Genomic DNA, 21,782 nt, shown 5'->3' with positions numbered 1-21,782 from the left:
GCCACCGATGCGCCGTCACAGCACGCTCGATGGGCCGAAGGGCGGTGCGGTCAACGCCCGGCGGGCGGTGGGCTGAGCGTGTTGTAGCTGCGCTGGTCGTTGATCAGCGCCTTGCCTTTCTCTTCGATCCGGCGCCGTTCGGCCACGGTCAGGCAGCGGCTCTTGGGCATGTTGCTGCCGGTGGTGCGTTCGTACCTGCAGATCTGCCGGCTGTCTTCATGGCCACGCGCCAACAGGGTGTTGATGCGTTCCTGCTCGTTGAAGACCTCGGCCTGCAGCTGCGGCGGCAGCTCCTGCACGGTCTGGCGTTCGCCCATGTGCTGGCGGATACGCGACAGCGACTGCTGCACCTGGCCGCGATCCTCGGCGGACAGTTCGGCATAGTCGGGGGCGGCCAGGGCGGTTTCCACCTGACGCATCTGCTCGGCGACCGAGCCCTGCCGGTCCATCTGTACAGCCACTTTCTCCGGCTTGGCGGCAACAGCGCCAGACAGGCCCAGCAGCAACGCGATCATCATGATGCGGTACATCGCCAACCTCCCGATCCATCCCGGAACGAAGGGCCAACTCTACGACCGTCACGCGGCCTCCACAAGAGACCTTGGGCATGGGGCCGACAGGCATAAAAAAGGCCCAGACGGTGCACCCGCCTGGGCCTGAAGTCGTATCCCGATACCGATCCTGCTGAGAGGCAGAGCTGCGGTTCGCTGAAGCCTACGCCCGATCCGATTAAAGCCTCGTTAAAGGCCCGGATCATTTGCCGGTGAGAATCATAACCCCATGGATAATCAGGGTTTTTTGATCTTCTCTACGTGCTCGATGATGCGTGTCGCCACGTCGACCCCGCAGGCCGCTTCGATGCCTTCCAGCCCGGGCGTGGAGTTGACCTCCAGCACCAGCGGGCCGCGCGCGGAACGGATCAGGTCCACGCCGCAGACCGACAGGCCCAGCGCCTTGGCCGAACGCACCGCCACCTGCTGCTCGGCACGGCTGGCCTTGGCCGCCACGGCGGTACCCCCGGCGTGCAGGTTGGAGCGGAAGTCGCCCTCCGGTGCCTGCCGCTGCATCGACGCCACCACCTGGTCGCCCACCACGAAGCAGCGCAGGTCGGCCCCCTTGGCCTCGCCGATGAATTCCTGCATCAGGAAGTTGGCGTACAGGCCGCGCAGCGCTTCGACGATGCCGCGCGAGGCACTGGCCTTCTCGGTCAGGATCACGCCGCGCCCCTGGGTGCCTTCATTGAGCTTCACCACGTGCGGCGGCGGGCCCAGCATGGACAGCAGGTCGACGGTGTCGTCGGGGTTGTCGCCGAACACGGTGACCGGCATGTCGATGCCCTTGGCCGCCAGCAGCTGGTGCGCGCGCAGCTTGTCGCGCGAACGCAGGATGGCGTCGGACGGATTGGGCGTGCGCGCGCCCATCAGCTCGAACTGGCGCAGCACCGCGGTGCCGTAGCGGGTGATCGAGGCACCGATGCGCGGAATGACCATGTCCACGCCGGTCATTGGCCGGCCCTTGTAGTGCATGGAAAAGCCATCGGCGGCGATGCGCATGTAGCAGCGCAACGGGTCCAGGATGCGCACGGTGTGGCCGCGCGCGCGCGCCGCCTCGACCAGCCGACGGGTGGAATACAGGGAGCTGTTGCGGGACAGGATGGCGAGCTTCATCGCGGTGGGATCGGTCGGCAGGCGCGAAGCATAGCGCGGGCGTGTGGCGGGTGGATGATGCCTGGCCCGTGCCGCCTGCGCCGGTAGTGGCCGGCTCCTGCGGCGACGATTCCGGCGAAAGAGTAACCGTCGCCGGATACACCACAGGCCCGCATCACCATGCGGGCTGGGTCCGCTTCAGAACCCGCGCGCGGATTCACCCAGCGCTGCGATGCAGGCCATCTGCGTGACCGATCCGGCCGAGGTCCCCTCATAGATCTGCCACAGAAGCTGCGCGGCCTTCGGCCCACCGGCGCGACCCAGTGCGCGCACTGCCGCCAGCTGGCGGGAGGTGCCGGCACCGGAGTTCTTGTAGATCTCATGAAGGCTGCCGACGACGTCGTCCTTCGTTTCCATGCGCTGCTTCCGTGTAGGAAATGCGGCAACGCTAACCGGGCGCGTATGGCCGTGGATATGAAACTAATCAGAAATGAAGAAGGCCGCTGATGAGCGGCCTTCTGTCTACGCGCGTGGCGTGATTGGAGCGGGCGATGGGAATTTAAACTCGCACGCAACTATATGATAATTAAAGAAAACCTCACTCCAGCTACGAACTCATCCAGTTCGTTTTGTACGCAATCCAACATCGGCACCTAGGGCGATTCCCGCCAACGCGAAACTGCAGCGTGCGCCTCGGCTAGGACGGACAATGCCTGATCCCGATCCCATGCAAAGTACAGTTCCCGCGCCAGCAGCATCGGCACATCAGTGATCGGCCCGTCTTCCTCGGACAGGCGGGTCTTTGATTCTCGCTCTTTGCTCCGGCATTGGGTGATGTCGAATGGCTCCGCGAAGCGCCACGACCCATGCGCCACATGGTCAGTTCGCAATGCGAAACTGACCACGCTGGAGGCTGCAGATCTGCTCAATGTGTCCCGCCCCATCTCGTCAAGCTGCTCGAACATGGGGTGTTGGCATTTCATCGGACCGGCAAGCACCGCAGGGTGAGGTTTGCCGATCTGATGCAATACAAGGAAGCGCTTGAGCGCACCAGTGAAGATGCGATGGATAAGTGACACTGTGCGTGCACTGCGCCGTTTGGCGTCGCTTATCGGCCGACCGAAAGCCCGCGCCAGAGTGCCGGCCTTAGTCGCAAGCCATGGCACATATTGGCGCATTTCAGCAGGTGGTCCTCACTGAGGCCGCTAGCAGGCTACTTTCCTCGATGAGAGCATCCAGTACGTATTGGAGCTTGCGAACGTCGTAAGTGCCTGTTCGCAGGCTTTCGGCTGTCTGATTCAGGAACGCTCGCGTATAAGTGTCCTTGAATTCCAGAGACCCTTGGTAAACCTCTCGCTTTTCCTTGTAGTTGGTCCATACGACGGTCGCGGGACCGTGATTAGGCAGCGACAGGTCCAAATAGCATTCAATCGCGGCGGCTCGGCCATTGATATCGCTATTGGTAACCCCGTCTGGGCCGCGAGCGGGGAAGTCTCGAAACTCATCGAGCTCAGGGAGGCACAATGCACGCATGTTACTGGGGAGTCTGAAGCGCTTTATGGCTTCCAGTGCATCCATCCCCTCTGCATCATTGTCTAAGACAACCAGGACTTGGTTCTGCACATCGATCTTGGCTAGGCCTTCAGCAAACTTCACGAGACTGCCGGTGCCTGAAAAGGGATGTCGCTCGCTCACGTCGATGAATCGAAAGAAGTCCGCGACCTCAGGGCGAATCAGCTTAATTGCAAGCTTCAGAATGTGCACATCCGATGAACCCTCGGTGGCAATCAAAACCGTTTGCTCCCGGCGGGTACAGGGTACGAAGTCCGAGGCATCGGCCCAGCCGGCCTCAACCAATGGGCCGTAGCGCCAGATGACGCTCAGATCCAAGTTCGCGGGGTTTTCGGCAAGCAGCCTTAGGACGGCGTAGGCGGGTAAAAAATCGATTAGCACACCGAAGTAGCTGCGCTCGGAGTAAGCATTAGAGGCGTGATCAGGATTCGCAGGGATCCGCGCCACGATCTCGGAGCCGTCAAAACGGCCACGCATCTTCCCAGCGTCCAACTCTTCAACAAACCGGTCGTCCAATGCCTGGATGGGATGGGCTCTCACAAATACGAGCAGCTCTTCAAAACTCAAAGGCTCCGCACCCCTTGGATCCGCATCATCGAAATCGGCTTGGTCCTCCCCCCATTGCTTTGCCATTTGCTCATACAGATGGCGGACCGTCTCTATGCGATAGCCGAGAAGCTCCAGGCGGGGGACGATCGTGCGCAAGGGGCGTCTGAACTCCCCATCCGGTTCCCGATCCTGCTCTTGGAATAGATCACCGTGATCAATCCCCTTGTAGTTCTTGCTCCAATCGACTTCGAGACCTCCAACGGTCAGGTCAATAATGGTTCCCACAAGTGGCTCCTAGGCAGAATCTCTTGAGTCCAGGTACGGATGAGCTGAGTGATGCGCTCGCGCCTTAGCGAGGTGCGTTCTTACGAATGACAAGTTCGACCATCGCAAACAGGCGGTGATACAGGTAGTCCACCTGCTGCACATCGACGACAGGCGTCTGCTTCATCTCGTGGTGACGGAACAGATGGCTGTTGCCTATTCTCGTAAGCTCGCGCGCCTCTGCATCCAGCATCTTCCGAAATTCGGGCTCCGTGGCACACCGGTCTAGGATGATCGCGATGGACTTCGCCTTGTCGTTGTCGTCGGCCATGGACTTGATTCTCTCCCATGAGTCGAATAAGCGTTCCAGGGCCTCGCGACGGATGAGTGGATCAGGATCGGAGAACTTCACGCAACTCTCCTCCAACAGGACGTCCAAAGTTCGCTCCCCAGTACGAAAGTACGTCCTGGCCAAGGCCTCGCCAATTACCGCGGGTAGCAAGCGACGAATGCTCCCGTAGGCGGTCAGCTCATATGCCAATCCGTTGCGGGCAAGGATAAGGTTCACTTCCTCGCGAAACTCGGTTCGCCCACCATCTTGGTTGAACGTCAGGTGATAATGCCGAGCGTACTCATGGTACTTGCCGATTTGGATGGGCTTGGCGACCTTGCGCCAGACGAACTCAATTAGGTCCAGGGCAAGCAGTGTGGGCGGGCACCATGGCGCCATTTCGCGTCGGTAGCTTTCTGGCTCACGATCGTGCTGGGTCTGCAATGGCCACGACAGACCATGAAGTTCGGCCTCAATGGCGCCGTTCAGGAGCTGAATGTCGTTGCCGCACACCCCTCCATCTGCACATTGCTCCGGATAGCTATGCCCGAAGGCACCGCCATTGGCCAAGGCTTCCACGAGCGCAACGATGCCGGCCCAGGCTGTCGGAGTCATTTCCTGTTCCGTTCTGGGGCGGGCTCCGTGCTCACGATCACTGAAGTAGTCCTTCATTCACTCATCCTTGGATTTGTTGGATACGCAGGTGGCACGATAATAGTGGGCTGCAAACCGATCGGATATCATCCCCTCACCAGAAAAACAGGAGGGAGCCGACATGCCGCATCAGGTTGCTCGATGGGCCGAGATTGCCGAACAGTACCACCGTGGCACGATTGTGCTTGGGAACGGGGCAAGTATCGCCGTGTCGCGCCGCTTTGCTTACGGCTCATTGCTCGACCACGCCCAGCAAGACGGTCTGCTTACAGAGGATGTGGGCCGCCTTTTCGATTTTTTCGGCACGCAAGATTTCGAGCTGGTCCTGCGGCTGGTTTGGCAGGCCACCACCGTCAACAAGTCGTTGCAGATTCCCGACGAGCGTACACGGGCAGCTTACCTGCATGTTCGGGACTGCTTGATTGAAGCCGTTCGAGCGGTCCATCCAGAGCACGGCGAGGTGCAAGCCCATCTCCCGCTCATGTACCAGTTCCTCAAGTCGTTCGATACGGTCCTGTCGCTCAATTACGACCTGCTGGTCTATTGGACGATGACCTTTGGGCTCAACGTTGATGATCGCCATACCTTCAAGGACTGCTTTCTCAGGCACGCCAGATTCGATGATGACTGGCAGAAGTACCGCGAACTCTACAAGGAGAAAACCAACACGCTGGTGTTTTATCCCCATGGCAGTCTGGCCCTATGCCGCGATGCCGTGGAGCAAGAGTTCAAGGTTCATGCCGGCGGAGGCCGCCTGCTGGAGGCGATCCTGGACGAGTGGCGAAGCGAGCGTGTTGTCCCGCTGTTTGTCAGCGAGGGGACGAAGACGCAGAAGGTTTCCTCGATCCAGAACAGCTATTACCTGTCGACGGTGTATCGAGAGGTGCTGACTTCGCAGCGGCAGGCGTTGACGCTATTCGGTTGGGGGATTGGCGAGCATGACCGGCATTTGCTGCAGCGCATGCGCAACAGTGGTATCCAGCGGGTTGCGGTATCGGTGCTTGGCAACGACCAGGTCTACTGCAACTACGCCTATCAGACGATTCAAGATGATCTGGGGCCGGTCCAGGTGGACTTCTTCGACTGCGAAAGCCCTGGATGCTGGATTCACCCGATGCCGGAGCAAGTGTGAAGGAGGCGGTGCTGCGGCTCTTCTGCTAGGTCGGGCCGGTGGCCTCACCTCGCACCGCACGAAGCACTCGATAACGCCTTCCCCGGCGTGACATCGGGGTGTATCTCAGCCGCGTCGCCACTGAGCGGCTGGGAAGTGTGTCAGGCCAAGGCCTAGTTGTAGTAGCCCAAATCAGGCCGCAAGCCGGTAGATTCGCTACGGCTGCAGTGTTCAAGCACCAGGTCTGCCACAAGGTCTAGGCCCTGGCCTGCGACCGCTTCCAGAGGGGTGTGGTAAATCAATATCTGCGCGGGGCGTCCGTCGGATGACTTTCTGGACCAGGCGGCGATTCAGCGGGTCCATCTGCCACTCCGGCACGCGCTGCCCTTTGTTGCCGAACTGGAGCGCCAGCAGATTCCCCGCCTGGATTTCGTAGGTGACCCACTTCCGCGATTTCCCAACCATCCTTGCGCACTCAGCCACCACCAGATTTTCGGAATGCTCGAAGGTCTCCAGGAGTTCCAGCCGCCCGCGCTGCAGGTCCGAGATTTTGGGCTTTGTGTAATCTGGCATCACCACGGCTGACAACCGCTGGGACTCGGGAGTGGCCAGGGTCATCGCCTGCTCGGTGGGGGTGACCAGCGTGATGGCTGCGTTTTCAGCCGGTGCATGCAATAGCTGGGTCTGCTGCCCCGCAATGATCGGTACGCCCTGAAGGTGGATCGTCGGGTGCATGTTGGCGACCTCGACCTGATACTACTCGAACAGGTCTAGTCGGTCGGTCCAATCCTGCTTCATCATCCCCCGTTGCTTGAGGTACTCGGCGTGGTTGTAGGTGACGCTGATGCGGTTGGGATCGGAATGGGAAAGCTGGGCATCGACTCAGATATTGGGATAGCCCAGTTCGTTGAGCGCCGTTGAGAGCGTGGCCCGCATGCCATGGCTGGTGAGCCGGCCTTCATAGCCCAGGCGGTTAAGCCCGGCATTGACGGTATTTTCGCTCATCCGGTCGGTAATGCGCTTGGCACCGGAGAACAGGTACTGCTGGGCGGGTTTGAACTGTTCAAACATGAAACAGACGATTTCCCGAGCCTGGGCCGAGAGTCGCACGATGTAGGGCGGAATGTCCGTCACGCGCTTGCGCCGCTTCTTTGTGAGCAACTTGCGCTACTTGAGCGAGGCGACCGGGATGATCCGCAGACCGCGCTCCAAGTCGAACCGGTCGGGCGTGGCCAGGCGAAGCTCGCCCGTACGCACGCGCGTCAGCAGGAGCAAGCGGGCGGTCAGCAGGCCTTCTGGGTATCGTGGTACTTGCGCAGCGCCTGAAGAAACGTCGGCAACTCGGCCATCCGCAAGAAGGAGGGGGGGCGCGCCACCGGCGGCAGTGGGATGGCTACCACGCGCAGGTCGGTCGCAGGATTGGGCTGCATGGCCGGAATGACCACCATGGCGTAGTCGAACAGCTGCTTGAGCCAGGTCCGCACCTTCTCGGCCACCGATAGCGACCCGCGCTTTTCGATGCGGGCGACCACCTCCAGCAGCATGGGCCGGGTGATCTCGTAGTCGGTGTAGCGCTTCAGGTAGGAGAAGATGTCCTTGGTGAAGATCCGCTGGATGATGGGCGCCGTGGTCTGGCGGCCTCCCTCGAGCGACAGACGGCGGTGTTCCATCCACTTCTCATAGACCGCCTTGAATGTGTTCTCGGTGGCAAGCCGGGGGCCTGTCGTTAAAGATTGCGTTCCAGCCGTGGGTTGACACATTTGGCGACCAGCGCACGCGCCTAGTCACGCAGCTTACGCGCTTCGCGCAGCGTCAGCTCAGGGTAGGTCCCGAGAGAGATCCGGGCTCGCTTGCCCAACCAGGTGTAGCGGAAGTACCAGTTCCTGGTTCCGCCAGATGAGACAAACAGGGACAGCCTGTCAAAATCAGCGAGGGCGTAGGGTTTGCCAGTGGCCCGGGCCTGGCGGACCATGACGTCGATGAACATGGCGTCTAACTCCTGGAAGGTCGAGTTGGAAGCGATGTTCATTCCGGTACCGTGGCTCCTCCTCCAGCAACAATGCGAACTGCACCTCTGCCGTATTGATGTACCACTTAATGTGCCGGTTGGAGCTGGTAGTCAGTGGTTTTCGCTGGAAGTCACTGAACTGAGGGGGGTGAGGAAAAACCCAATCAGATCACTAGTTTGCAAGGAGTTGGTGGAGGCCCCTGGAAACTTGATGTGGAGCGGGCGATGGGAATCGAACCCACGTCAAGCGCCTCGCGCGCGATCGACACATCGCAGCGGCAGGCGTTGGCGGAATTGTTTACCGAGGGCTATGCGCAGCGACTGGCGGAGAAGATGCCGTGATGCGTTTCATTCCGGCACTGGCAGACGTGATGTCAGCCGAATCGATTCTCTTCTTCGCTGCCCGGAAGCAGCATGACGGGAAACAGAACGAATACACCCAATGGAATGAAGGCAATCACGACGTACCAGCCTGACTCGTCGATGTCGTGCAGTCTACGCACGGCCAATGCCAGCATCGGGGGAAGGAAGACGAGGAGTGCGATGATCGCCAACACCTGTCCTAGTTTCCCAAGTTGCCGGGACAGCTCCCAATCGAACAGATCAGTGCCGATCAGCCAGTAGCCGATGTTCATCAGGCTGTAGCTGAGCCCCGCCACCAGAAGGCCCAGCAGGGAAAACGACCAGAATTCGATGCGGTCGGAGCGCCCTGAGAAATCAAGGCACCGCCCGAGCGGCGCAAGTGCAGCGATCATTGACGCTCCAGTCAACGTGGTGATGAAAACCAGCAGCTAACGATCTTTTAGCACTTCAAACCCAGCCACGACTGAACCTGACGGCGGGGTAGAACGGCGAATACGGCAAAGCCATCCATCGGCTACCACAACCGGGATGCATGTGCGAAAGAAGAACGCTTGCAACGCCACTGCCATGCGATGGACTGCGAAGCGGCGCAGCGGGAGCGGAGCGCCTGAGACGGCGCAAACCGTTGGGAGACATGGAGCGGGCGATGGGAATCGAACCCACGTCAGTAGCTTGGGAAGCTACAGCTCTACCATTGAGCTACGCCCGCAGTGCGCGGTGAAAGTCTATGCGGTTGGGCCAGTGTTGCGCAATGGCAGCATGCCGCAATGGGGTCAGAGCCGTTTCCTGGCGGAAACGGATCCGACCCCCGGCGCAACAGGTCGGGGCCCTTTCCTTGCGGAAAGGGATCCGACCCCAGCGGGTGCTGCTTAGAACGTGCCGCTGAAGTTGGCGAACAGGGTAGCGTCCTGCGCGCGCTTCTGGCCGGTCGAAGCGCTCAGGCCGAAGTTGCTCTGCAGGCCAAACAGCTCGGTGCGGGCGCCCAGCACGACGGTGGCGTAGTTCTTGTCGAACTTCAGGCCGGGCACGCGGTAGTTGCCCAGTTCCGGCAGGGTCTGCAGCCAGGCGCTGGCCTGCTTGGTGTCCTCGAACTCGTGATCGTAGGTCACCTGCGCGTACGGCTTGACGGCGCCGCCATCGAAGCGGGCCTGCCAGCCGAGGCGGCCGACGGTCGAATCGACGTTCTGGCGGTCATAGCCCAGTGCGGTGGCCAGGGTGCCGGCCGCGGCGCTTTCGGTGTAGCCGTCGATCTTCACCTTCTGCCAGATCACCGAGGCGATCGGGCCGTGGCGGAAGCCGCCTTCGGTGCCGAACTCGTAACCGGCGTTCAGGGCCGCGGTCAGGTTGCTGCCGTCCGGCGAACCACCATGCTCACGGGTGGCCGGGCCCAGCTGGACCTTGCGGTTCACGTCATAGGACAGCCAGGTGTAGCTGACCTGGCCGTTCACCCAGATGCGGTCGCCATACCAGCCGGCGAACAGACCGGCGGTGGTGTCCTTCTGGGTGAAGTCGCCACGGCTGTTGCCCAAGTCGGCGCTGAGGCGGCCGAAGCCGGCGAAACCGCCGAACACCATGCCGTCGCGGGCCCAGTCGATACCGAACAGGCCGGCCGGGGCCAGGCCGTCGTACAGGTCGGCGTGGTCGTAGCGCTGCAGGTCGCCACGCACGCCCCCCCACCAGGACAGGCCGTCAGCCGGCCGACCACCCAGGTGCATGCTGACCTGGTCGGCACGCGAGCGGCCGATGGTCTGTGCCGAGTGGCTCAGCACCTGCTGCAGGCGCGGGCCTTCCAGCACCGAGACCGCGTACTGGCCCAGCAGCTGATGACCGGCAGTGGTCGGGTGCACGCCATCGGCAAACAGGTAGGTGTTGGCCGCATCCGGGCTGACGTAGCTAGTCGGGTTGCAGGTCAGGATGCTCTGCGTCGAGTTGGCCGGATCGATCTTGCAGGCGGTGCTGGTGACGTTGGTGAAGCCGTACATGCCCGGGTTGGCGGTCACTTCACGCAGGATGCTGAAGGTGTCGAGCGGAATGAACTCGATTCCCGCCTGCTTCAGACCACCGTACAGGGCCTTGTTGTAACCGGCCGACAGTGCAGTGGCGGCGGCGGCGTTGGGGCCACGGAACTGCGGAGTGATGCCCACGTCCGGCAGATTCGGCACGAGCACGTACTGGGCACCGGCCTGCTTCAGGGCGCCCACCAGCGCGATCTGGTCGGTGACCGCGGCGCCGATGATGCCCTGCACCTGGGCCTGCGAGGCACCACCGGCCGCTGCGCGCGTGGCCGCGAACAGATCATTGGCACCGCCCCATACGGTGTACAGGGCATTGGCGTCAGCCTTGCCACCATTCGCAGCAAGGTAACGGGTCGCCTGCGACTTCAGCGACGGAATGGCTCCGAGGCCACCCGCTTCGTCGGCCGATACACGGGCGCCGCCGACGGCGTAGTTGTCACCGTTCTGGCCATTGCCGTTGGGCGTGCCGTTGAGGCCGTAGTAGTTGGCGACCTGCTGCGCCCACACCCAACCCGGGTTGGTGGTGAACTGGCCGGTCACCGGACGCACATCGGCCGGCAGCAGCGGGCGGAAATAGCCAGCGTCGGTCAGGCTGTCACCGAAGAACACGGCCTTGGAATAGGGGGATTCGCCTGCCATGGCCGGAAGCGCGGCCAGCGCGATCGCGGCCGCCATCAGGGAGCGGATCGGGCGTTTGCTGAGCAGCATGTAAAAAACTCCTGTGGGGATATCGTTGAGGACCCGGCGGACGTACGCCGGCGCACGGTGAATGGTTCCACTGCGCCGCGTTTTGCTCACGCTGCGCCGCCGCATGGATTGTCGCCTGAGGGCGCTGGACCACGCTGTGCCGGGGCTGGCGATCAACGAAATTTGCAAGGGTTCCGATCCGCGCAGGCCATCGGCGACAATGCGGCGATGAACATCCAGCTCAACGGCGAACCCCGTACCCTGCCCGCTTCGGCGACCCTCCACGACCTGCTGCAGGCCGAGCAGCTGCTGCAGCGCCGGGTGGCGGTGGAGGTCAACGGCGAGATCGTCAGCCGCAGCCGCCATGGCGAGCACGTCCTGGCCGAAGGCGACGTGGTGGAGATCGTGCACGCGCTGGGCGGGGGCTGAGGCCTGCGCGGGTGTTCAGGGGTCAGATCCCTTTGCCGATGGCAAAGGGATCTGACCCCACGCTCGACCCCGCCCTCTGCGTGACCCCATCTTCAGGCGGATAAGCGATAATCGCGCCATGAACGTTCATGTCTCCCCCGATTCGCTGGTGATCGCCGGCAAGACCTATGGCTCGCGGCTGCTGACCGGCACCGGCAAGTTCAAGGACCTGGAAGAAACCCGCCTGGCCACCGAGGCCGCTGGCGCCCAGATCGTCACCGTGGCCATCCGCCGCACCAACATCGGGCAGAACCCGGGCGAGCCGAACCTGCTGGACGTGCTGCCGCCGGAGCGCTTCACCATCCTGCCCAACACCGCCGGCTGCTACACCGCCGAGGACGCCGTGCGTACCTGCCGGCTGGCCCGTGAGCTGCTGGACGGCCACACCCTGACCAAGCTGGAAGTGCTGGGCGACCAGAAGACCCTTTACCCGGACGTGATGCAGACCCTGAAGGCCGCCGAGCAGCTGGTCAAGGACGGTTTCGAGGTGATGGTCTATACCTCCGACGACCCGATCCTGGCCAAGCGCCTGGAAGAGATCGGCTGCGCTGCGGTGATGCCGCTGGCCGCGCCGATCGGCTCGGGCCTGGGCATCCAGAACAAGTACAACCTGCTGCAGATCATCGAAGACGCCAAGGTGCCGATCATCGTTGATGCCGGCGTCGGTACCGCTTCGGATGCGGCGATCGCGATGGAGCTGGGCTGCGACGGCGTGCTGATGAACACCGCCATTGCGGGTGCGCGCAGCCCGGTGCTGATGGCCAGTGCGATGCGCAAGGCGGTCGAGGCCGGTCGCGAGGCCTTCCTTGCCGGGCGCATCCCGCGCAAGCGCTACGCCAGCGCCTCCTCGCCGGTGGATGGGCTGATCGGCTGATGACCAATCCTTTTGACAGCGCCGGTTCCAAGGCCCCGCCCAAGCCCTTCACCGTGAGCGAGGGCCGCCGCGAGGTGCGCAGCTTCGTGTTGCGCCAGGGCCGCTTCACCCCTGCCCAGCAGCGCGCGTTCGACGAACGCTGGCCGCGCTTCGGCATCGATTACAACGGCCAGCTGCGTGACCTGGACGCCACCTTCGGCCGCCCGGCACACAAGGTGCTGGAAATCGGCTTCGGCAACGGTGCCGCGCTTAGCTTCGCCGCCCAGCACGACCCGTCGCGCGACTACATCGGCATCGAGGTGCACGCCCCGGGCGTGGGCCGTCTGCTGAACGCGCTGGCCGACGACAACGCCGACCACGTGCGCCTGTACCACCACGATGCGGTGGAAGTGCTGCAGAACGAGATCGCCGACGGCGCGCTCGATGAAGTGCGCATCTACTTCCCGGACCCGTGGCACAAGAAGCGCCACAACAAGCGCCGCCTGCTGCAGCCGGCGTTCGCCGAACTGCTGGTGCGCAAGCTGCGCCCGGGTGGCCGCCTGCACTGCGCGACCGACTGGGAAGACTACGCCGAGCAGATGTGGGATGTGCTCGATGCCACCGCCGGCCTGGTCAACCGTGCCGGCCCGCGTGGCAGCGTGCCGCGCCCGGACTGGCGCCCGCAGACCCACTTCGAGACCCGCGGCCAGAAGCTCGGCCATGGCGTCTGGGACCTGCTGTACGACCGCACCTGACGATCGCCTGAGGACGCCGCGCCCCACATGGATACCGCGCTGACGCTGACCAACGACATGAAGCTCGTGCTCGGGCTGGTCGGCTTCACGATGGCGATGTTCCTGTTCGAGCGCATCCGCGCCGACGTGGTCGCGCTGGTGGTGCTGGTGGTGCTCGGTGTCACCGGACTGATCGCGCCGGAGGAAATCTTCGGCGGTTTCTCCGGTAACGCGGTGATGAGCATCATCGCCACCACCATCCTCGGTGCGGGTCTGGACCGCACCGGGGCGCTGAACCGGCTGGCCGCCTGGCTGCTGCGGCGCGGCCACGGTGTCGAGCAGCGGCTGCTGATGATGACCACGGCCATCGCCGGCCTGAACTCATCCTTCATGCAGAACCCGTCGGTGATGGCGTTGTACCTGCCGGTCGCCTCGCGACTGGCAGCGCGCACCGGGCTGACGATGCAGCGCCTGCTGCTGCCGATCTCGGCGGCGATCGTGATGGGCGGCGCGCTGACCATGGTCGGCAATTCGCCGCTGATCCTGCTGAACGATCTGCTGGCCTCGGCCAACAACAACCTGCCCTCCGGCCTGGCCACCATCGAGCCGCTGCGCATGTTCGCGCCGCTGCCGATCGGCGTGGCACTGCTGGTCGCCTCGCTGCTGTACTTCCGCTACTACGGCGACCGCAAGCTGATCGAGGAAGAAAACCTGGTCAACGACGGGGTCACCCCGGCGCGAACCGAGAGCTACTTTGCCAAGACCTACGGCATCGAAGGCGATGTGTTCGAGCTGGTGGTCAGCGCCGAAAGCCCGCTGGTCGGCATGACCCTGGGCGAGGCCGAGACCCTGCACGATGCGCCACTGCTGCTGGCCCTGAAGACCGGCAATGACACCCGCCTGGCGCCGCCGGCGGAGATGCGCATCTGGGTCGGCAGCGTGCTCGGTGCGATGGGCCCGCGCCAGCAGATCAGCGACTTCGCGCAGAACCAGTTCCTGCGCATGTCCTCGCGCCTGAAGCACCTGGGCGACCTGTTCAACCCCAGCCGCGCCGGCATTTCCGAGGCGGTGGTGCCGCCGACCTCGAACGTGATCGGCAAGAGTGCGGCCGACCTGCGCCTGCGCAAGGAGCGCGGCATCAGCCTGCTGGCGATCAACCGCGACAAGCAGGTGATCCGCGAGGACGTGCGTGACGTGCAGCTGCGCGCCGGTGACATGCTGGTGTTCCACAGCATCTGGACCGACCTGGCGCAGGCTGCCAAGAGCCGCGACTTCGTGGTGGTGACCGACTACCCGACCGGCGAGCAGCGCCCGCACAAGTTCAAGATCGCGATGGCGATCTTCGCGTTGACCATCCTGATCGCGCTGACCAGCAAGCTGCCGGTGGCGCTGACGCTGATGACCGGCGTGGCCGGCATGCTGCTGACCGGCGTGCTGCGCATGGACGAGGCCTATGCCTCGATCAACTGGAAGACGGTGTTCATGATGGCCGGGCTGATTCCGCTCGGCTGGGCGATGGACTCCAGCGGTGCGGCCGCGTGGGTAGCCGGCCATACCATCGACAAGCTGCCGACCGGCATTCCGGTGTGGGTGCTGGAGGTGGCGCTGGCGCTGCTGACCACGGCGTTCTCGCTGGTGATCAGCCATGTGGGCGCGACCATCGTGATGGTCCCCATTGCGGTGAACCTGGCACTGGCGGCGGGTGGCAACCCGACCGCGTTCGCGCTGATCGTGGCGCTGTCGGCGTCCAACAACCTGATGACGGCCTCCAACCCGGTGATCTCGATGATCACCGGCCCGGCCAACTACACCCCGCGCGAGATGTGGCGGGTCGGCGGCCCGTTGTCGCTGATCTACACCTGCGTGGTGGTGCTGATGATCAACCTGATGTTCTGAGGGTTGGGGTTTGTTGGCAGGGCTGCGCCCTGCACCCGCCGAATCAACGTCAACGTCAAAGGCTGGCATTCGGTGGCATGGCAGGTTGCGGCGATCTGTCAGAACGGCGTCGTGCATCGCTTTGGTAGGTGTCGACCTTGGTCGACACGGCTTTTGTAGCGTCGAGCCATGCTCGACTGCTCCTGGCGTGATGGGGTCAGAGCCGTTTTCCTCCGGAAAACGGATCCGCCCTCTAGCCGGCCTCAGGCCAGGTAGACCTGCCCGTCGCGCACGTCCATCGGCACCGCGCGCAGGCGGTCGCCCTTGCACGGGCCGGCGATGCAGTCGCCACTGTCCAGCGCGAACGACGCGCCATGCGCGGCGCACACCAGGTGGCCCTCGCGGCTCTTCAGGAACTGCCCCGGCGCCCAGTCCAGGCGGCGGCCGGCATGCGGGCAGATGTTCAGGAATGCGCGCACCTGCGCGCCATCGCGGTACAGCACCAGCGATTCGGCATCGCCATCGACCACCGCTTCGACCTCGGCAAACGCGCCATCGGCAATGGCATCCAGGGCGATCAGGGCAGCAGCGGCAGTCATGGCGAAGGCTCGTAAGGTAAACCCGCATTGTCGCATGCCCACTCAGGTGACTGGCTGCGACATGAACACAAGTCATTGATCCGTAATAAGCACAGGCTATATTTAACGAGTTTTTCACTCAATGACAGTGGCGCGTCCCGATACTCTGGTTTCGCTGATCCCAGCCTATCGAGCCGCCATGTTCAATCGCGCATCCGCCTTCAACCAGTTCCGCACCCTGTTCGCGCCGCGCAAGCCGCGCCACCCGCTGGTGCGCGTTGCCGTGGGCCTGCTTGGCCTGGCGATCCTGGCCGCGATGGTGTTCATCGGTGTGTTCGTCGGTGCGGCGATGATCCTGGTCGGCCTGGCGTGGAAGCTGCTGGCCTCGCGCAAGCCGGGTGTTGCCCGCCCGGTCGACCCGACCGTGGTCGAAGGCGAGTACCGCGTGGTACGCAAGCCGGTGTTGCCGGCCTCGCGCTGATCCACCTCCTGCGCGCCCGCTGACGGCGGGCGCCATGCGTTCTAGACTGCGGGCACGCCCTTCCTGGATGCCCGCATGTCCGATGTCTCCGATGTGATCCCTGCCGTAGCCCTGCCGCGTGTGCCGGTAGCCGGTGGTGGCAGTTTCCCCGTGCACCGCATCTACTGCGTCGGCCGCAACTTTGCCGACCACGCCCGCGAAATGGGTGCGGCAGTGCCGGCGGCCGATGACCGTGGCCGCCCGATGTTCTTCAGCAAGCCGGCCGATGCGATCGTGGTCGGCCACGACGATGCAATCCCCTACCCGCCAGCGACCGCCAACCTGCACCACGAAGTGGAGCTGGTGGTGGCGATCGGCCGCGATGCGCCCGTCGGCGAGCTGGCGGTGGCCGATGCCGACGCACTGGTCTACGGCTATGCCGTCGGCCTGGACCTGACCCGCCGCGACCTGCAGGCCGCCGCCAAGGACAAGGGCCACCCGTGGGACGCGGCCAAGGGCTTCGATGCCTCCGCGCCGATCAGCGAAATCGTCCACGCCGAGGAAGTCGCCGACCTGGCCGCGCTGAACCTGTCGCTGGAGGTCAACGGCGAGGTGCGTCAGCAGGCTCTGCTCGACCAGATGATCTGGAACGTGCCGGAGATCCTGCATGAGCTGTCCAAGCTGTGGCAGCTGCGTGCCGGCGACCTGGTGTTCATGGGCACGCCGTCCGGCGTGGCCGCGCTCAAGCCCGGCGACCGCTTCAGCGCGCGCCTGGAAAACGTGGCCGAGCGCCACGGCGTGATCGCCGGCTGACATCACCTGCGCTACCCTGCGCGCTGTCCACTTCCCCACCGGAGAAAAACAACAATGGGAATGCTCACCGAGTTCAAGGAATTCGCGATGCGCGGCAACGTCATCGACCTCGCCGTCGGCGTGGTGATCGGCGCGGCCTTCGGCAAGATCGTGACCGCACTGGTCGAGAAGATCATCATGCCGCCGCTGGGCTACCTGATCGGCCGCGTGGACTTCTCCAGCCTGGCCTGGACGCTGTCGCCAGCCCGGCTCGGACCGGATGGCAAGGAGATCCCGGCGGTGGTGGTTGGCTACGGCGACTTCATCAACACCGTCATCCAGTTCGTGATCGTGGCTTTCGCGATCTTCATCGTGGTCAAGGCGATCAACCGCCTGTCGCGCAAGAAGGAAGCGGCACCGGCGGCGCCGGCCGAAGAAGTGGTGCTGCTGCGCGAGATCCGCGACAGCCTGAAGAAGTAAGGATACCGGGCGCCTATGGGCGCCCCTCCCACCTGTAGAGCCGAGCCCACGCTCGGCTGATCTGCAAAAGGCAGCCGAGCATGGGCTCGGCTCTACAGAAGCAGGCGAAAGCCCCGCTCCGGCGGGGCTTTCGCTTTGCTGCATCTGGCGGAAAACAGCATCCGCGCCAGCCATGACCTCCCGCCCATGCGCCGGGCTGAACGACTGTTAAGCTCCAAGGCTTAGGTCCCTTCCCGGAGTTGTCCATGCGTCGCCGCGTCCTTGCCATCGCATCCTCCCTCGCCCTGTTGGCCGCCCCGGCCTTCGCGGCACCGCGCACCACCACCCTGCCCCCCGCCTCGCTGGCGACCGCCGCGCAGCTGCGCGACCAGGCGCTGGCCGATGACACCGGCTGGAAGGTGGTCGAGTCGCTCACCACCGAGATTGGTCCGCGCATCGCCGGCAGCGAAGCCGATGCCCGCGCCGTTGCCTGGGCCGAAGCCAAGTTCAAGGCCCTGGGCTTCGACAAGGTCTGGAAGGAGCCGGTGACGTTCCCGAAATGGGAGCGCCGCAGCGAACACGCCGCCGTGACCGGCAGGAACCCGCAGCCGCTGCAGATCACCGCACTGGGCGGCAGCCCGGGTGGCACCGTGGAAGCCGAGGTGGTGCGCTTCGCCGACCTGGCCGCGCTGCAGGCCGCACCGGCAGGTTCGCTGAAGGGCAAGATCGCCTTCGTCGATTACCAGATGCTGCCCTTCCGCGATGGCCGCGATTACGGCCGCGGCGGTGCGATCCGCAGCAAGGGCCCATCCGAAGCCATCCGCAAGGGCGCGGTCGGCTTCCTGATGCGCTCGGCCGGTACCGACTCGCACCGCGTGCCGCACACCGGCATCACCCGTTTCGATGACGGCCTGACCCCGGTGCCGTCGGCCGCGCTGTCGGTGCCCGATGCCGACCAGCTGGCCCGCCTGCTGGCGCGTGGCAGCACCACAGTGAAGGTGGCACTGGATTGCGGCTGGGACGGCACCGCCACCTCGTACAACGTGATCGGCGAGATCTCCGGCCGCAGCCTGCCGAAGGAAGTGGTGGTGATCGGTGGTCACCTGGATTCGTGGGACCTGGGCACCGGCGCCGTGGATGACGGCGCGGGCGTGGGCATCACGATGGCCGCCGGCCACCTGATCGGCCAGCTCAAGCAGGCACCGAAGCGCACCATCCGCGTGATCGCCTTCGCCAACGAGGAACAGGGCCTCTACGGCGGCAAGGCCTATGCCGAGGCACACGCCAAGGACGTGGCCCTGCACCAGCTGGCCGCCGAGAGCGACTTCGGCGCAGGCCGCATCTATGCCTTCAATACTGGTTCACCGAATCCGGAAGGCTCACGTGAAGCGACGAAGCAGATTGCCGAAGTAATGAAGCCGCTGGGCATCGAGTACCAGGCCGACAAGGGTGGCCCGGGCCCCGACGTCGGCCCGCTGGCCGCCAAGGGCGGTGCGTGGGCGTGGCTGGCGCAGGATGGCTCGGACTACTTCCACCTGCACCACACCGCCGACGACACGCTGGACAAGATCGACCCGAAGGCGCTGGCGCAGAACGTGGCCGCGTATACCGTGTTCGCGTACCTGGCGGCGGAAGCCGACGGCAGCTTTGGCAGCGAGGCCAAGGCGACCACGCCGCCGAACGAGTGATGCGGTGACACAGGGGGTCAGAGCCCTCGCCCTTGGCGAGGGATCTGACCCCTGATCGTATTAGCTCTCCCAGACCCGGGTGTTGCTTACCCCGATCGTCTGCGGCTTGAACAGCGGATCACGCTGCTTGCGCTTCTGCGCCTCGTAATCGCGCAGTGCGGCCAGGGCAGGCCTTTGCAACAGCAGGATAGCGATGATGTTCAGCCAGCTCATCAGGCCGACGCCGATGTCGCCCAGCGACCAGGCCACTGTGGCACTGTTCACCGCCGAGTAGCCGGTTGCCGCCAGGAACAGCAGCTGGAAGCCGCCCATCACCCAGGGCGTCGGCCGATCACGGCACAGATAGCTGACGTTGGTCTCGGCCATGTAATACAGCGCCAGGATGGTGGTGAACGCAAACGGCAGGATCGCCAGCGCCACGAACGAACGGCCGAAGCCCGGCAGCGTCGATTCCACCGCGTGCTGCACGAAGCGTGGCCCGGCTTCGACACCCGGCAGATTGCCCAGCAGCAGGCGCGCCTCATCCGGAATACCGTTCACCGCCGGGTCGTAGACGTTGTACAGGCCGGTGGACAGGATCAGGAAGGCGGTCGCACTGCACACCACCATTGTGTCGATGTAGACCGAGAACGACTGCACCAGGCCCTGCTTGACCGGATGCGAGACTTCCGCGGCGGCGGCCGGATGCGCACCACTGCCCATGCCGGCCTCGTTGGACAGCACGCCACGGCGCACGCCCCACTGGATGGCGGTGCCGATCATCGCGCCGAACGCCGCATCCACGCCGAATGCACTGCGCAGCACCAGCATGATCACCTCCGGCACCCTGTCCGCGTTGAGCACCATCACCAGCGCCGCGACCAGCAGGTAGGCCACGGCAATCAGCGGCACCACCCATTCGGCCACGCGCGCAATGCGCCGCACACCGCCGATGAGGATGGCGCCCAGCACCACCAGCAGAACCGCCGTGGTGGTCATCACCGGCACGTCCCAGGCTTCGTTCACCGCACTGGTGATCGCATTGGACTGCGTGCCGGCCAGCATCGCGCCCGCCAGCACCGTCACCAATGCGAACAGCACTGCATACCAACGTTGGCCGAGGCCTTTTTCGATGTAGTACGCCGGGCCGCCCCGGTACTGCCCCTTGCCGTCGCGCTCCTTGTAGATCTGTGCGAGCGTGGATTCGATAAAGGCACTGGATGCGCCGAGGAAGGCGACGATCCACATCCAGAAGATCGCGCCGGGCCCGCCGAAGGCGATGGCCATGGCGACGCCGGCGATGTTGCCCACGCCCACGCGGCTGGACAGCGAAAGGGACAACGCCTGGAACGGCGACACGCCGGCATCGGAGCGCTCATGGCGGAACATCAGGCGCAGCATGTCCGGCAATGCACGCAGCTGGATGAAGCGCGTGCGGACGCTGAAGTACAGGCCGGTGAGCAGGCACAGCACCACCAGGTAGGGGCTCCAGACGACGCCAAGGATCGCGTTGACGATGGATTCGATGTTCATCGGCGGTCCCTCAGAAGAACATGCCCAGGGCGACCTGGGGGCTGATGATGCGGCCGGTGTTGCGGCCGGCCACGCTGAACTCGACGCCGGCGATCAGGCCCAGTGACGGGCTGAAGTGGTACTCCACGGCTGGCGCCAGGGTGACGCTGCGGCTGGCCGGGCGATGCTCGTCGATGCGTTCGAAACCACCGCTGGCGTTGCGCGCGAAACCCCTCAGGCGCTGGCCGGTCTCGCGGCTGGCGGCCACTTCCATCACGCCCACCCAGCGCGGATTGAAGCTGTACTCGGCGCCGACCGACAGGCCCAGCACCGACCCCCGGGAGATGTGCCCCTGGAAGCTGTCGTCGGTGCCGTAGACGCTGGCCCCGGAGATCGCCGTCCGCGACGGCGCAGGCCCGGCGCTGAGCTGGGCACGCCAGCGCAGCGGGCGGTCGTTACCCAGCCAGACCACCTGCTGCACGCCCAATGCGGCAGTGGTGCGCTGCACACCGTCGCCCTGCGCATCGAGCGGATTGCCGGTGATGCGGTCATGGCTGCCGGTGCTGAAGCGCTGCACCAGCGCGACCGAGATGGCCGGACGCGTGCCATCGGCATTGGGCGCCTGCAACAGGTACTGCAGGCGCGCGGTGGTGTCACCGGCACGGAAACCACTGCTGCGCGCGCCGCCCTGTTCGGCACGCGATGCACTGAGATTGACCTGCCCCATCACCCGGTCGCTGAAGCCGTAGATGATCGGTACCACCGTTGCCCATGCGCCGCTGCGTTGCCCACTGCGGCGGCGATGGCCGCCATCGTCGTAATGATCGCGGCTGTCGATCCGCACCAGATAGGGTTCGATGTACCAGTTGCCCTGCGGCAGGCCAGCCGGGTTGGGGGTGATCAGCGGCCCGGTGAAGTTGACGCCGTCCAGGCTGCGTTCGCTGGCTGCGGCACGGCCGTTGGCAAGGACGCTGGTCAGGACCAGCAATGCGATGAGGATACAGCGTGGGTGATGCATGGCAGCCTCTTCTGGACAACGTGGGATGGAGTTCCACCCTGCGTTGCCGGAAGCGGCTGACCAATAAGGAAACTTTCAAAACATCATGCGCGCTTGACGCAATTACGGACCCTGGAAGGGGTCAGAGCCCTCGCCTGCGGCGAGGGATCCGACCCGGGATACCGGA

At 64.2% G+C, this 21,782-nt stretch carries 23 protein-coding genes, 1 tRNA gene and 1 pseudogene; 10 read left to right on the top strand and 15 right to left on the bottom strand.

The features are described from left to right. Positions 1-50: 50 nt before the first annotated feature. From J3A72_RS07175 to J3A72_RS07165, 3 genes are all read right to left on the bottom strand, one after another. Positions 51-530, bottom strand: coding sequence for a hypothetical protein (locus tag J3A72_RS07175; protein ID WP_032957208.1), 480 nt, complete (start codon positions 528-530; stop codon positions 51-53). 258 nt (positions 531-788) lie between these two features. Next, positions 789-1,667, bottom strand: coding sequence for a 30S ribosomal protein S6--L-glutamate ligase (rimK, locus tag J3A72_RS07170; RefSeq protein WP_005418651.1), 879 nt, complete (start codon positions 1,665-1,667; stop codon positions 789-791). A gap of 177 nt (positions 1,668-1,844) precedes the next feature. Further along, positions 1,845-2,063 (bottom strand): hypothetical protein, encoded by a 219-nt coding sequence (locus J3A72_RS07165; protein WP_046432239.1) that lies wholly within the window; start codon positions 2,061-2,063, stop codon positions 1,845-1,847. Between the two features lie 471 nt (positions 2,064-2,534). Between J3A72_RS07165 and J3A72_RS07160 the strand changes: the two are divergent. Further along, positions 2,535-2,722 (top strand): annotated as a pseudogene (locus J3A72_RS07160) (helix-turn-helix domain-containing protein); the annotation flags it as partial. 103 nt (positions 2,723-2,825) lie between these two features. Here J3A72_RS07160 and J3A72_RS07155 read toward each other — a convergent pair. Beyond that, positions 2,826-4,052, bottom strand: coding sequence for a HEPN/Toprim-associated domain-containing protein (locus J3A72_RS07155; RefSeq protein ID WP_075076074.1), 1,227 nt, complete (start codon positions 4,050-4,052; stop codon positions 2,826-2,828). A 64-nt stretch (positions 4,053-4,116) separates the two neighbouring features. Next, positions 4,117-5,034, bottom strand: coding sequence for a hypothetical protein (locus J3A72_RS07150; protein ID WP_075076073.1), 918 nt, complete (start codon positions 5,032-5,034; stop codon positions 4,117-4,119). Positions 5,035-5,137: 103 nt separating this feature from the next. On the opposite strand from J3A72_RS07150, the gene J3A72_RS07145 reads away from it, so the two are divergent. Then, positions 5,138-6,148 (top strand): DUF4917 family protein, encoded by a 1,011-nt coding sequence (locus J3A72_RS07145; RefSeq protein WP_075076072.1) that lies wholly within the window; start codon positions 5,138-5,140, stop codon positions 6,146-6,148. Between the two features lie 210 nt (positions 6,149-6,358). Here J3A72_RS07145 and J3A72_RS22990 read toward each other — a convergent pair whose 3' ends face one another. The 7 genes from J3A72_RS22990 to J3A72_RS07125 form a co-directional block, all read right to left on the bottom strand. Next, the gene (locus J3A72_RS22990) at positions 6,359-6,862 is read right to left on the bottom strand and encodes a hypothetical protein (protein ID WP_075076071.1); all 504 of its coding nucleotides are present in this window, start codon (positions 6,860-6,862) and stop codon (positions 6,359-6,361) included. Positions 6,863-7,009: 147 nt separating this feature from the next. Beyond that, positions 7,010-7,288: a hypothetical protein gene (locus J3A72_RS22985; protein WP_230374556.1), complete on the bottom strand. Its 279-nt coding sequence runs from the start codon at positions 7,286-7,288 to the stop codon at positions 7,010-7,012. A 122-nt stretch (positions 7,289-7,410) separates the two neighbouring features. After that, positions 7,411-7,797, bottom strand: coding sequence for a hypothetical protein (locus J3A72_RS22980; RefSeq protein ID WP_075076069.1), 387 nt, complete (start codon positions 7,795-7,797; stop codon positions 7,411-7,413). A gap of 110 nt (positions 7,798-7,907) precedes the next feature. Then, the gene (locus tag J3A72_RS22975) at positions 7,908-8,156 is read right to left on the bottom strand and encodes an Arm DNA-binding domain-containing protein (protein ID WP_075076068.1); all 249 of its coding nucleotides are present in this window, start codon (positions 8,154-8,156) and stop codon (positions 7,908-7,910) included. 353 nt (positions 8,157-8,509) lie between these two features. Continuing rightward, the gene (locus J3A72_RS07135) at positions 8,510-8,890 is read right to left on the bottom strand and encodes a DUF805 domain-containing protein (RefSeq protein ID WP_075076067.1); all 381 of its coding nucleotides are present in this window, start codon (positions 8,888-8,890) and stop codon (positions 8,510-8,512) included. Between the two features lie 243 nt (positions 8,891-9,133). Further along, a tRNA-Gly gene (locus J3A72_RS07130) sits at positions 9,134-9,207 on the bottom strand. A 160-nt stretch (positions 9,208-9,367) separates the two neighbouring features. Beyond that, positions 9,368-11,221, bottom strand: coding sequence for an autotransporter domain-containing esterase (locus J3A72_RS07125; protein WP_075076066.1), 1,854 nt, complete (start codon positions 11,219-11,221; stop codon positions 9,368-9,370). Positions 11,222-11,428: 207 nt separating this feature from the next. On the opposite strand from J3A72_RS07125, the gene thiS reads away from it, so the two are divergent. The 4 genes from thiS (at position 11,429) to J3A72_RS07105 (ending at position 15,151) form a co-directional block, all read left to right on the top strand. After that, complete coding sequence (gene thiS / locus J3A72_RS07120; protein ID WP_005418796.1) at positions 11,429-11,629, top strand: sulfur carrier protein ThiS; 201 nt, start codon at positions 11,429-11,431, stop codon at positions 11,627-11,629. Positions 11,630-11,747: 118 nt separating this feature from the next. After that, on the top strand, positions 11,748-12,542 hold the full coding sequence (locus J3A72_RS07115; protein WP_075076065.1) for a thiazole synthase: 795 nt from the start codon (positions 11,748-11,750) through the stop codon (positions 12,540-12,542). After that, on the top strand, positions 12,542-13,276 hold the full coding sequence (trmB, locus tag J3A72_RS07110) for a tRNA (guanosine(46)-N7)-methyltransferase TrmB (protein ID WP_209571992.1): 735 nt from the start codon (positions 12,542-12,544) through the stop codon (positions 13,274-13,276). The genes J3A72_RS07115 and trmB overlap by 1 nt, the downstream gene beginning before the upstream one ends. 27 nt (positions 13,277-13,303) lie before the next feature. Next, the gene (locus J3A72_RS07105) at positions 13,304-15,151 is read left to right on the top strand and encodes an SLC13 family permease (protein WP_032957191.1); all 1,848 of its coding nucleotides are present in this window, start codon (positions 13,304-13,306) and stop codon (positions 15,149-15,151) included. 242 nt (positions 15,152-15,393) lie between these two features. Here J3A72_RS07105 and J3A72_RS07100 read toward each other — a convergent pair whose 3' ends face one another. Next, positions 15,394-15,729 carry a Rieske (2Fe-2S) protein gene (locus tag J3A72_RS07100; protein WP_049440406.1) on the bottom strand — a complete coding sequence of 112 codons (336 nt, stop codon included), beginning with the start codon at positions 15,727-15,729 and terminating at the stop codon, positions 15,394-15,396. Positions 15,730-15,907: 178 nt separating this feature from the next. Here J3A72_RS07100 and J3A72_RS07095 point away from each other — a divergent pair, with 178 nt between their 5' ends. The 4 genes from J3A72_RS07095 (at position 15,908) to J3A72_RS07080 (ending at position 19,107) form a co-directional block, all read left to right on the top strand. Beyond that, complete coding sequence (locus J3A72_RS07095) at positions 15,908-16,189, top strand: hypothetical protein (protein ID WP_005410817.1); 282 nt, start codon at positions 15,908-15,910, stop codon at positions 16,187-16,189. Between the two features lie 75 nt (positions 16,190-16,264). Next, positions 16,265-16,981: a fumarylacetoacetate hydrolase family protein gene (locus tag J3A72_RS07090; protein ID WP_075076063.1), complete on the top strand. Its 717-nt coding sequence runs from the start codon at positions 16,265-16,267 to the stop codon at positions 16,979-16,981. Positions 16,982-17,035: 54 nt separating this feature from the next. Further along, complete coding sequence (gene mscL, locus J3A72_RS07085) at positions 17,036-17,440, top strand: large-conductance mechanosensitive channel protein MscL (protein ID WP_005418809.1); 405 nt, start codon at positions 17,036-17,038, stop codon at positions 17,438-17,440. A gap of 245 nt (positions 17,441-17,685) precedes the next feature. Further along, positions 17,686-19,107: a M28 family peptidase gene (locus tag J3A72_RS07080; protein WP_075076062.1), complete on the top strand. Its 1,422-nt coding sequence runs from the start codon at positions 17,686-17,688 to the stop codon at positions 19,105-19,107. 60 nt (positions 19,108-19,167) lie between these two features. Here J3A72_RS07080 and J3A72_RS07075 read toward each other — a convergent pair whose 3' ends face one another. Continuing rightward, a complete protein-coding gene (locus tag J3A72_RS07075; RefSeq protein ID WP_075076061.1) occupies positions 19,168-20,619 on the bottom strand; it encodes an alanine/glycine:cation symporter family protein in 1,452 nt (483 codons plus the stop codon). Between the two features lie 10 nt (positions 20,620-20,629). Continuing rightward, entirely contained in the window at positions 20,630-21,616 is a 987-nt protein-coding gene (locus J3A72_RS07070) for a hypothetical protein (RefSeq protein ID WP_049404925.1), read from the bottom strand. Between the last annotated feature and the right edge of the window lie 166 nt (positions 21,617-21,782).

Source organism: Stenotrophomonas sp. PvP093 (assembly GCF_017876915.1).
GTDB lineage: Bacteria > Pseudomonadota > Gammaproteobacteria > Xanthomonadales > Xanthomonadaceae > Stenotrophomonas > Stenotrophomonas muris.
This window is presented reverse-complemented; position numbering and strand designations above follow the sequence as displayed.

Bases quoted from the DNA above. Each gene is read 5' to 3' on its own strand.
- J3A72_RS07135 (WP_075076067.1), bottom strand. From the start codon at position 8,890: ATGATCGCTGCACTTGCGCCGCTCGGGCGGTGCCTTGATTTCTCAGGG.
- J3A72_RS07150 (WP_075076073.1), bottom strand. From the start codon at position 5,034: ATGAAGGACTACTTCAGTGATCGTGAGCACGGAGCCCGCCCCAGAACG.
- J3A72_RS07100 (WP_049440406.1), bottom strand. From the start codon at position 15,729: ATGACTGCCGCTGCTGCCCTGATCGCCCTGGATGCCATTGCCGATGGC.
- J3A72_RS07075 (WP_075076061.1), bottom strand. From the start codon at position 20,619: ATGAACATCGAATCCATCGTCAACGCGATCCTTGGCGTCGTCTGGAGC.
- trmB (WP_209571992.1), top strand. From the start codon at position 12,542: ATGACCAATCCTTTTGACAGCGCCGGTTCCAAGGCCCCGCCCAAGCCC.
- J3A72_RS07175 (WP_032957208.1), bottom strand. From the start codon at position 530: ATGTACCGCATCATGATGATCGCGTTGCTGCTGGGCCTGTCTGGCGCT.
- J3A72_RS07105 (WP_032957191.1), top strand. From the start codon at position 13,304: ATGGATACCGCGCTGACGCTGACCAACGACATGAAGCTCGTGCTCGGG.
- J3A72_RS07145 (WP_075076072.1), top strand. From the start codon at position 5,138: ATGCCGCATCAGGTTGCTCGATGGGCCGAGATTGCCGAACAGTACCAC.
- J3A72_RS07080 (WP_075076062.1), top strand. From the start codon at position 17,686: ATGCGTCGCCGCGTCCTTGCCATCGCATCCTCCCTCGCCCTGTTGGCC.
- thiS (WP_005418796.1), top strand. From the start codon at position 11,429: ATGAACATCCAGCTCAACGGCGAACCCCGTACCCTGCCCGCTTCGGCG.
- J3A72_RS07090 (WP_075076063.1), top strand. From the start codon at position 16,265: ATGTCCGATGTCTCCGATGTGATCCCTGCCGTAGCCCTGCCGCGTGTG.
- J3A72_RS07165 (WP_046432239.1), bottom strand. From the start codon at position 2,063: ATGGAAACGAAGGACGACGTCGTCGGCAGCCTTCATGAGATCTACAAG.
- J3A72_RS07115 (WP_075076065.1), top strand. From the start codon at position 11,748: ATGAACGTTCATGTCTCCCCCGATTCGCTGGTGATCGCCGGCAAGACC.
- J3A72_RS07070 (WP_049404925.1), bottom strand. From the start codon at position 21,616: ATGCATCACCCACGCTGTATCCTCATCGCATTGCTGGTCCTGACCAGC.
- J3A72_RS07095 (WP_005410817.1), top strand. From the start codon at position 15,908: ATGTTCAATCGCGCATCCGCCTTCAACCAGTTCCGCACCCTGTTCGCG.
- J3A72_RS22980 (WP_075076069.1), bottom strand. From the start codon at position 7,797: ATGGAACACCGCCGTCTGTCGCTCGAGGGAGGCCGCCAGACCACGGCG.
- mscL (WP_005418809.1), top strand. From the start codon at position 17,036: ATGGGAATGCTCACCGAGTTCAAGGAATTCGCGATGCGCGGCAACGTC.
- J3A72_RS22975 (WP_075076068.1), bottom strand. From the start codon at position 8,156: ATGAACATCGCTTCCAACTCGACCTTCCAGGAGTTAGACGCCATGTTC.
- rimK (WP_005418651.1), bottom strand. From the start codon at position 1,667: ATGAAGCTCGCCATCCTGTCCCGCAACAGCTCCCTGTATTCCACCCGT.
- J3A72_RS07125 (WP_075076066.1), bottom strand. From the start codon at position 11,221: ATGCTGCTCAGCAAACGCCCGATCCGCTCCCTGATGGCGGCCGCGATC.
- J3A72_RS22990 (WP_075076071.1), bottom strand. From the start codon at position 6,862: ATGCACCCGACGATCCACCTTCAGGGCGTACCGATCATTGCGGGGCAG.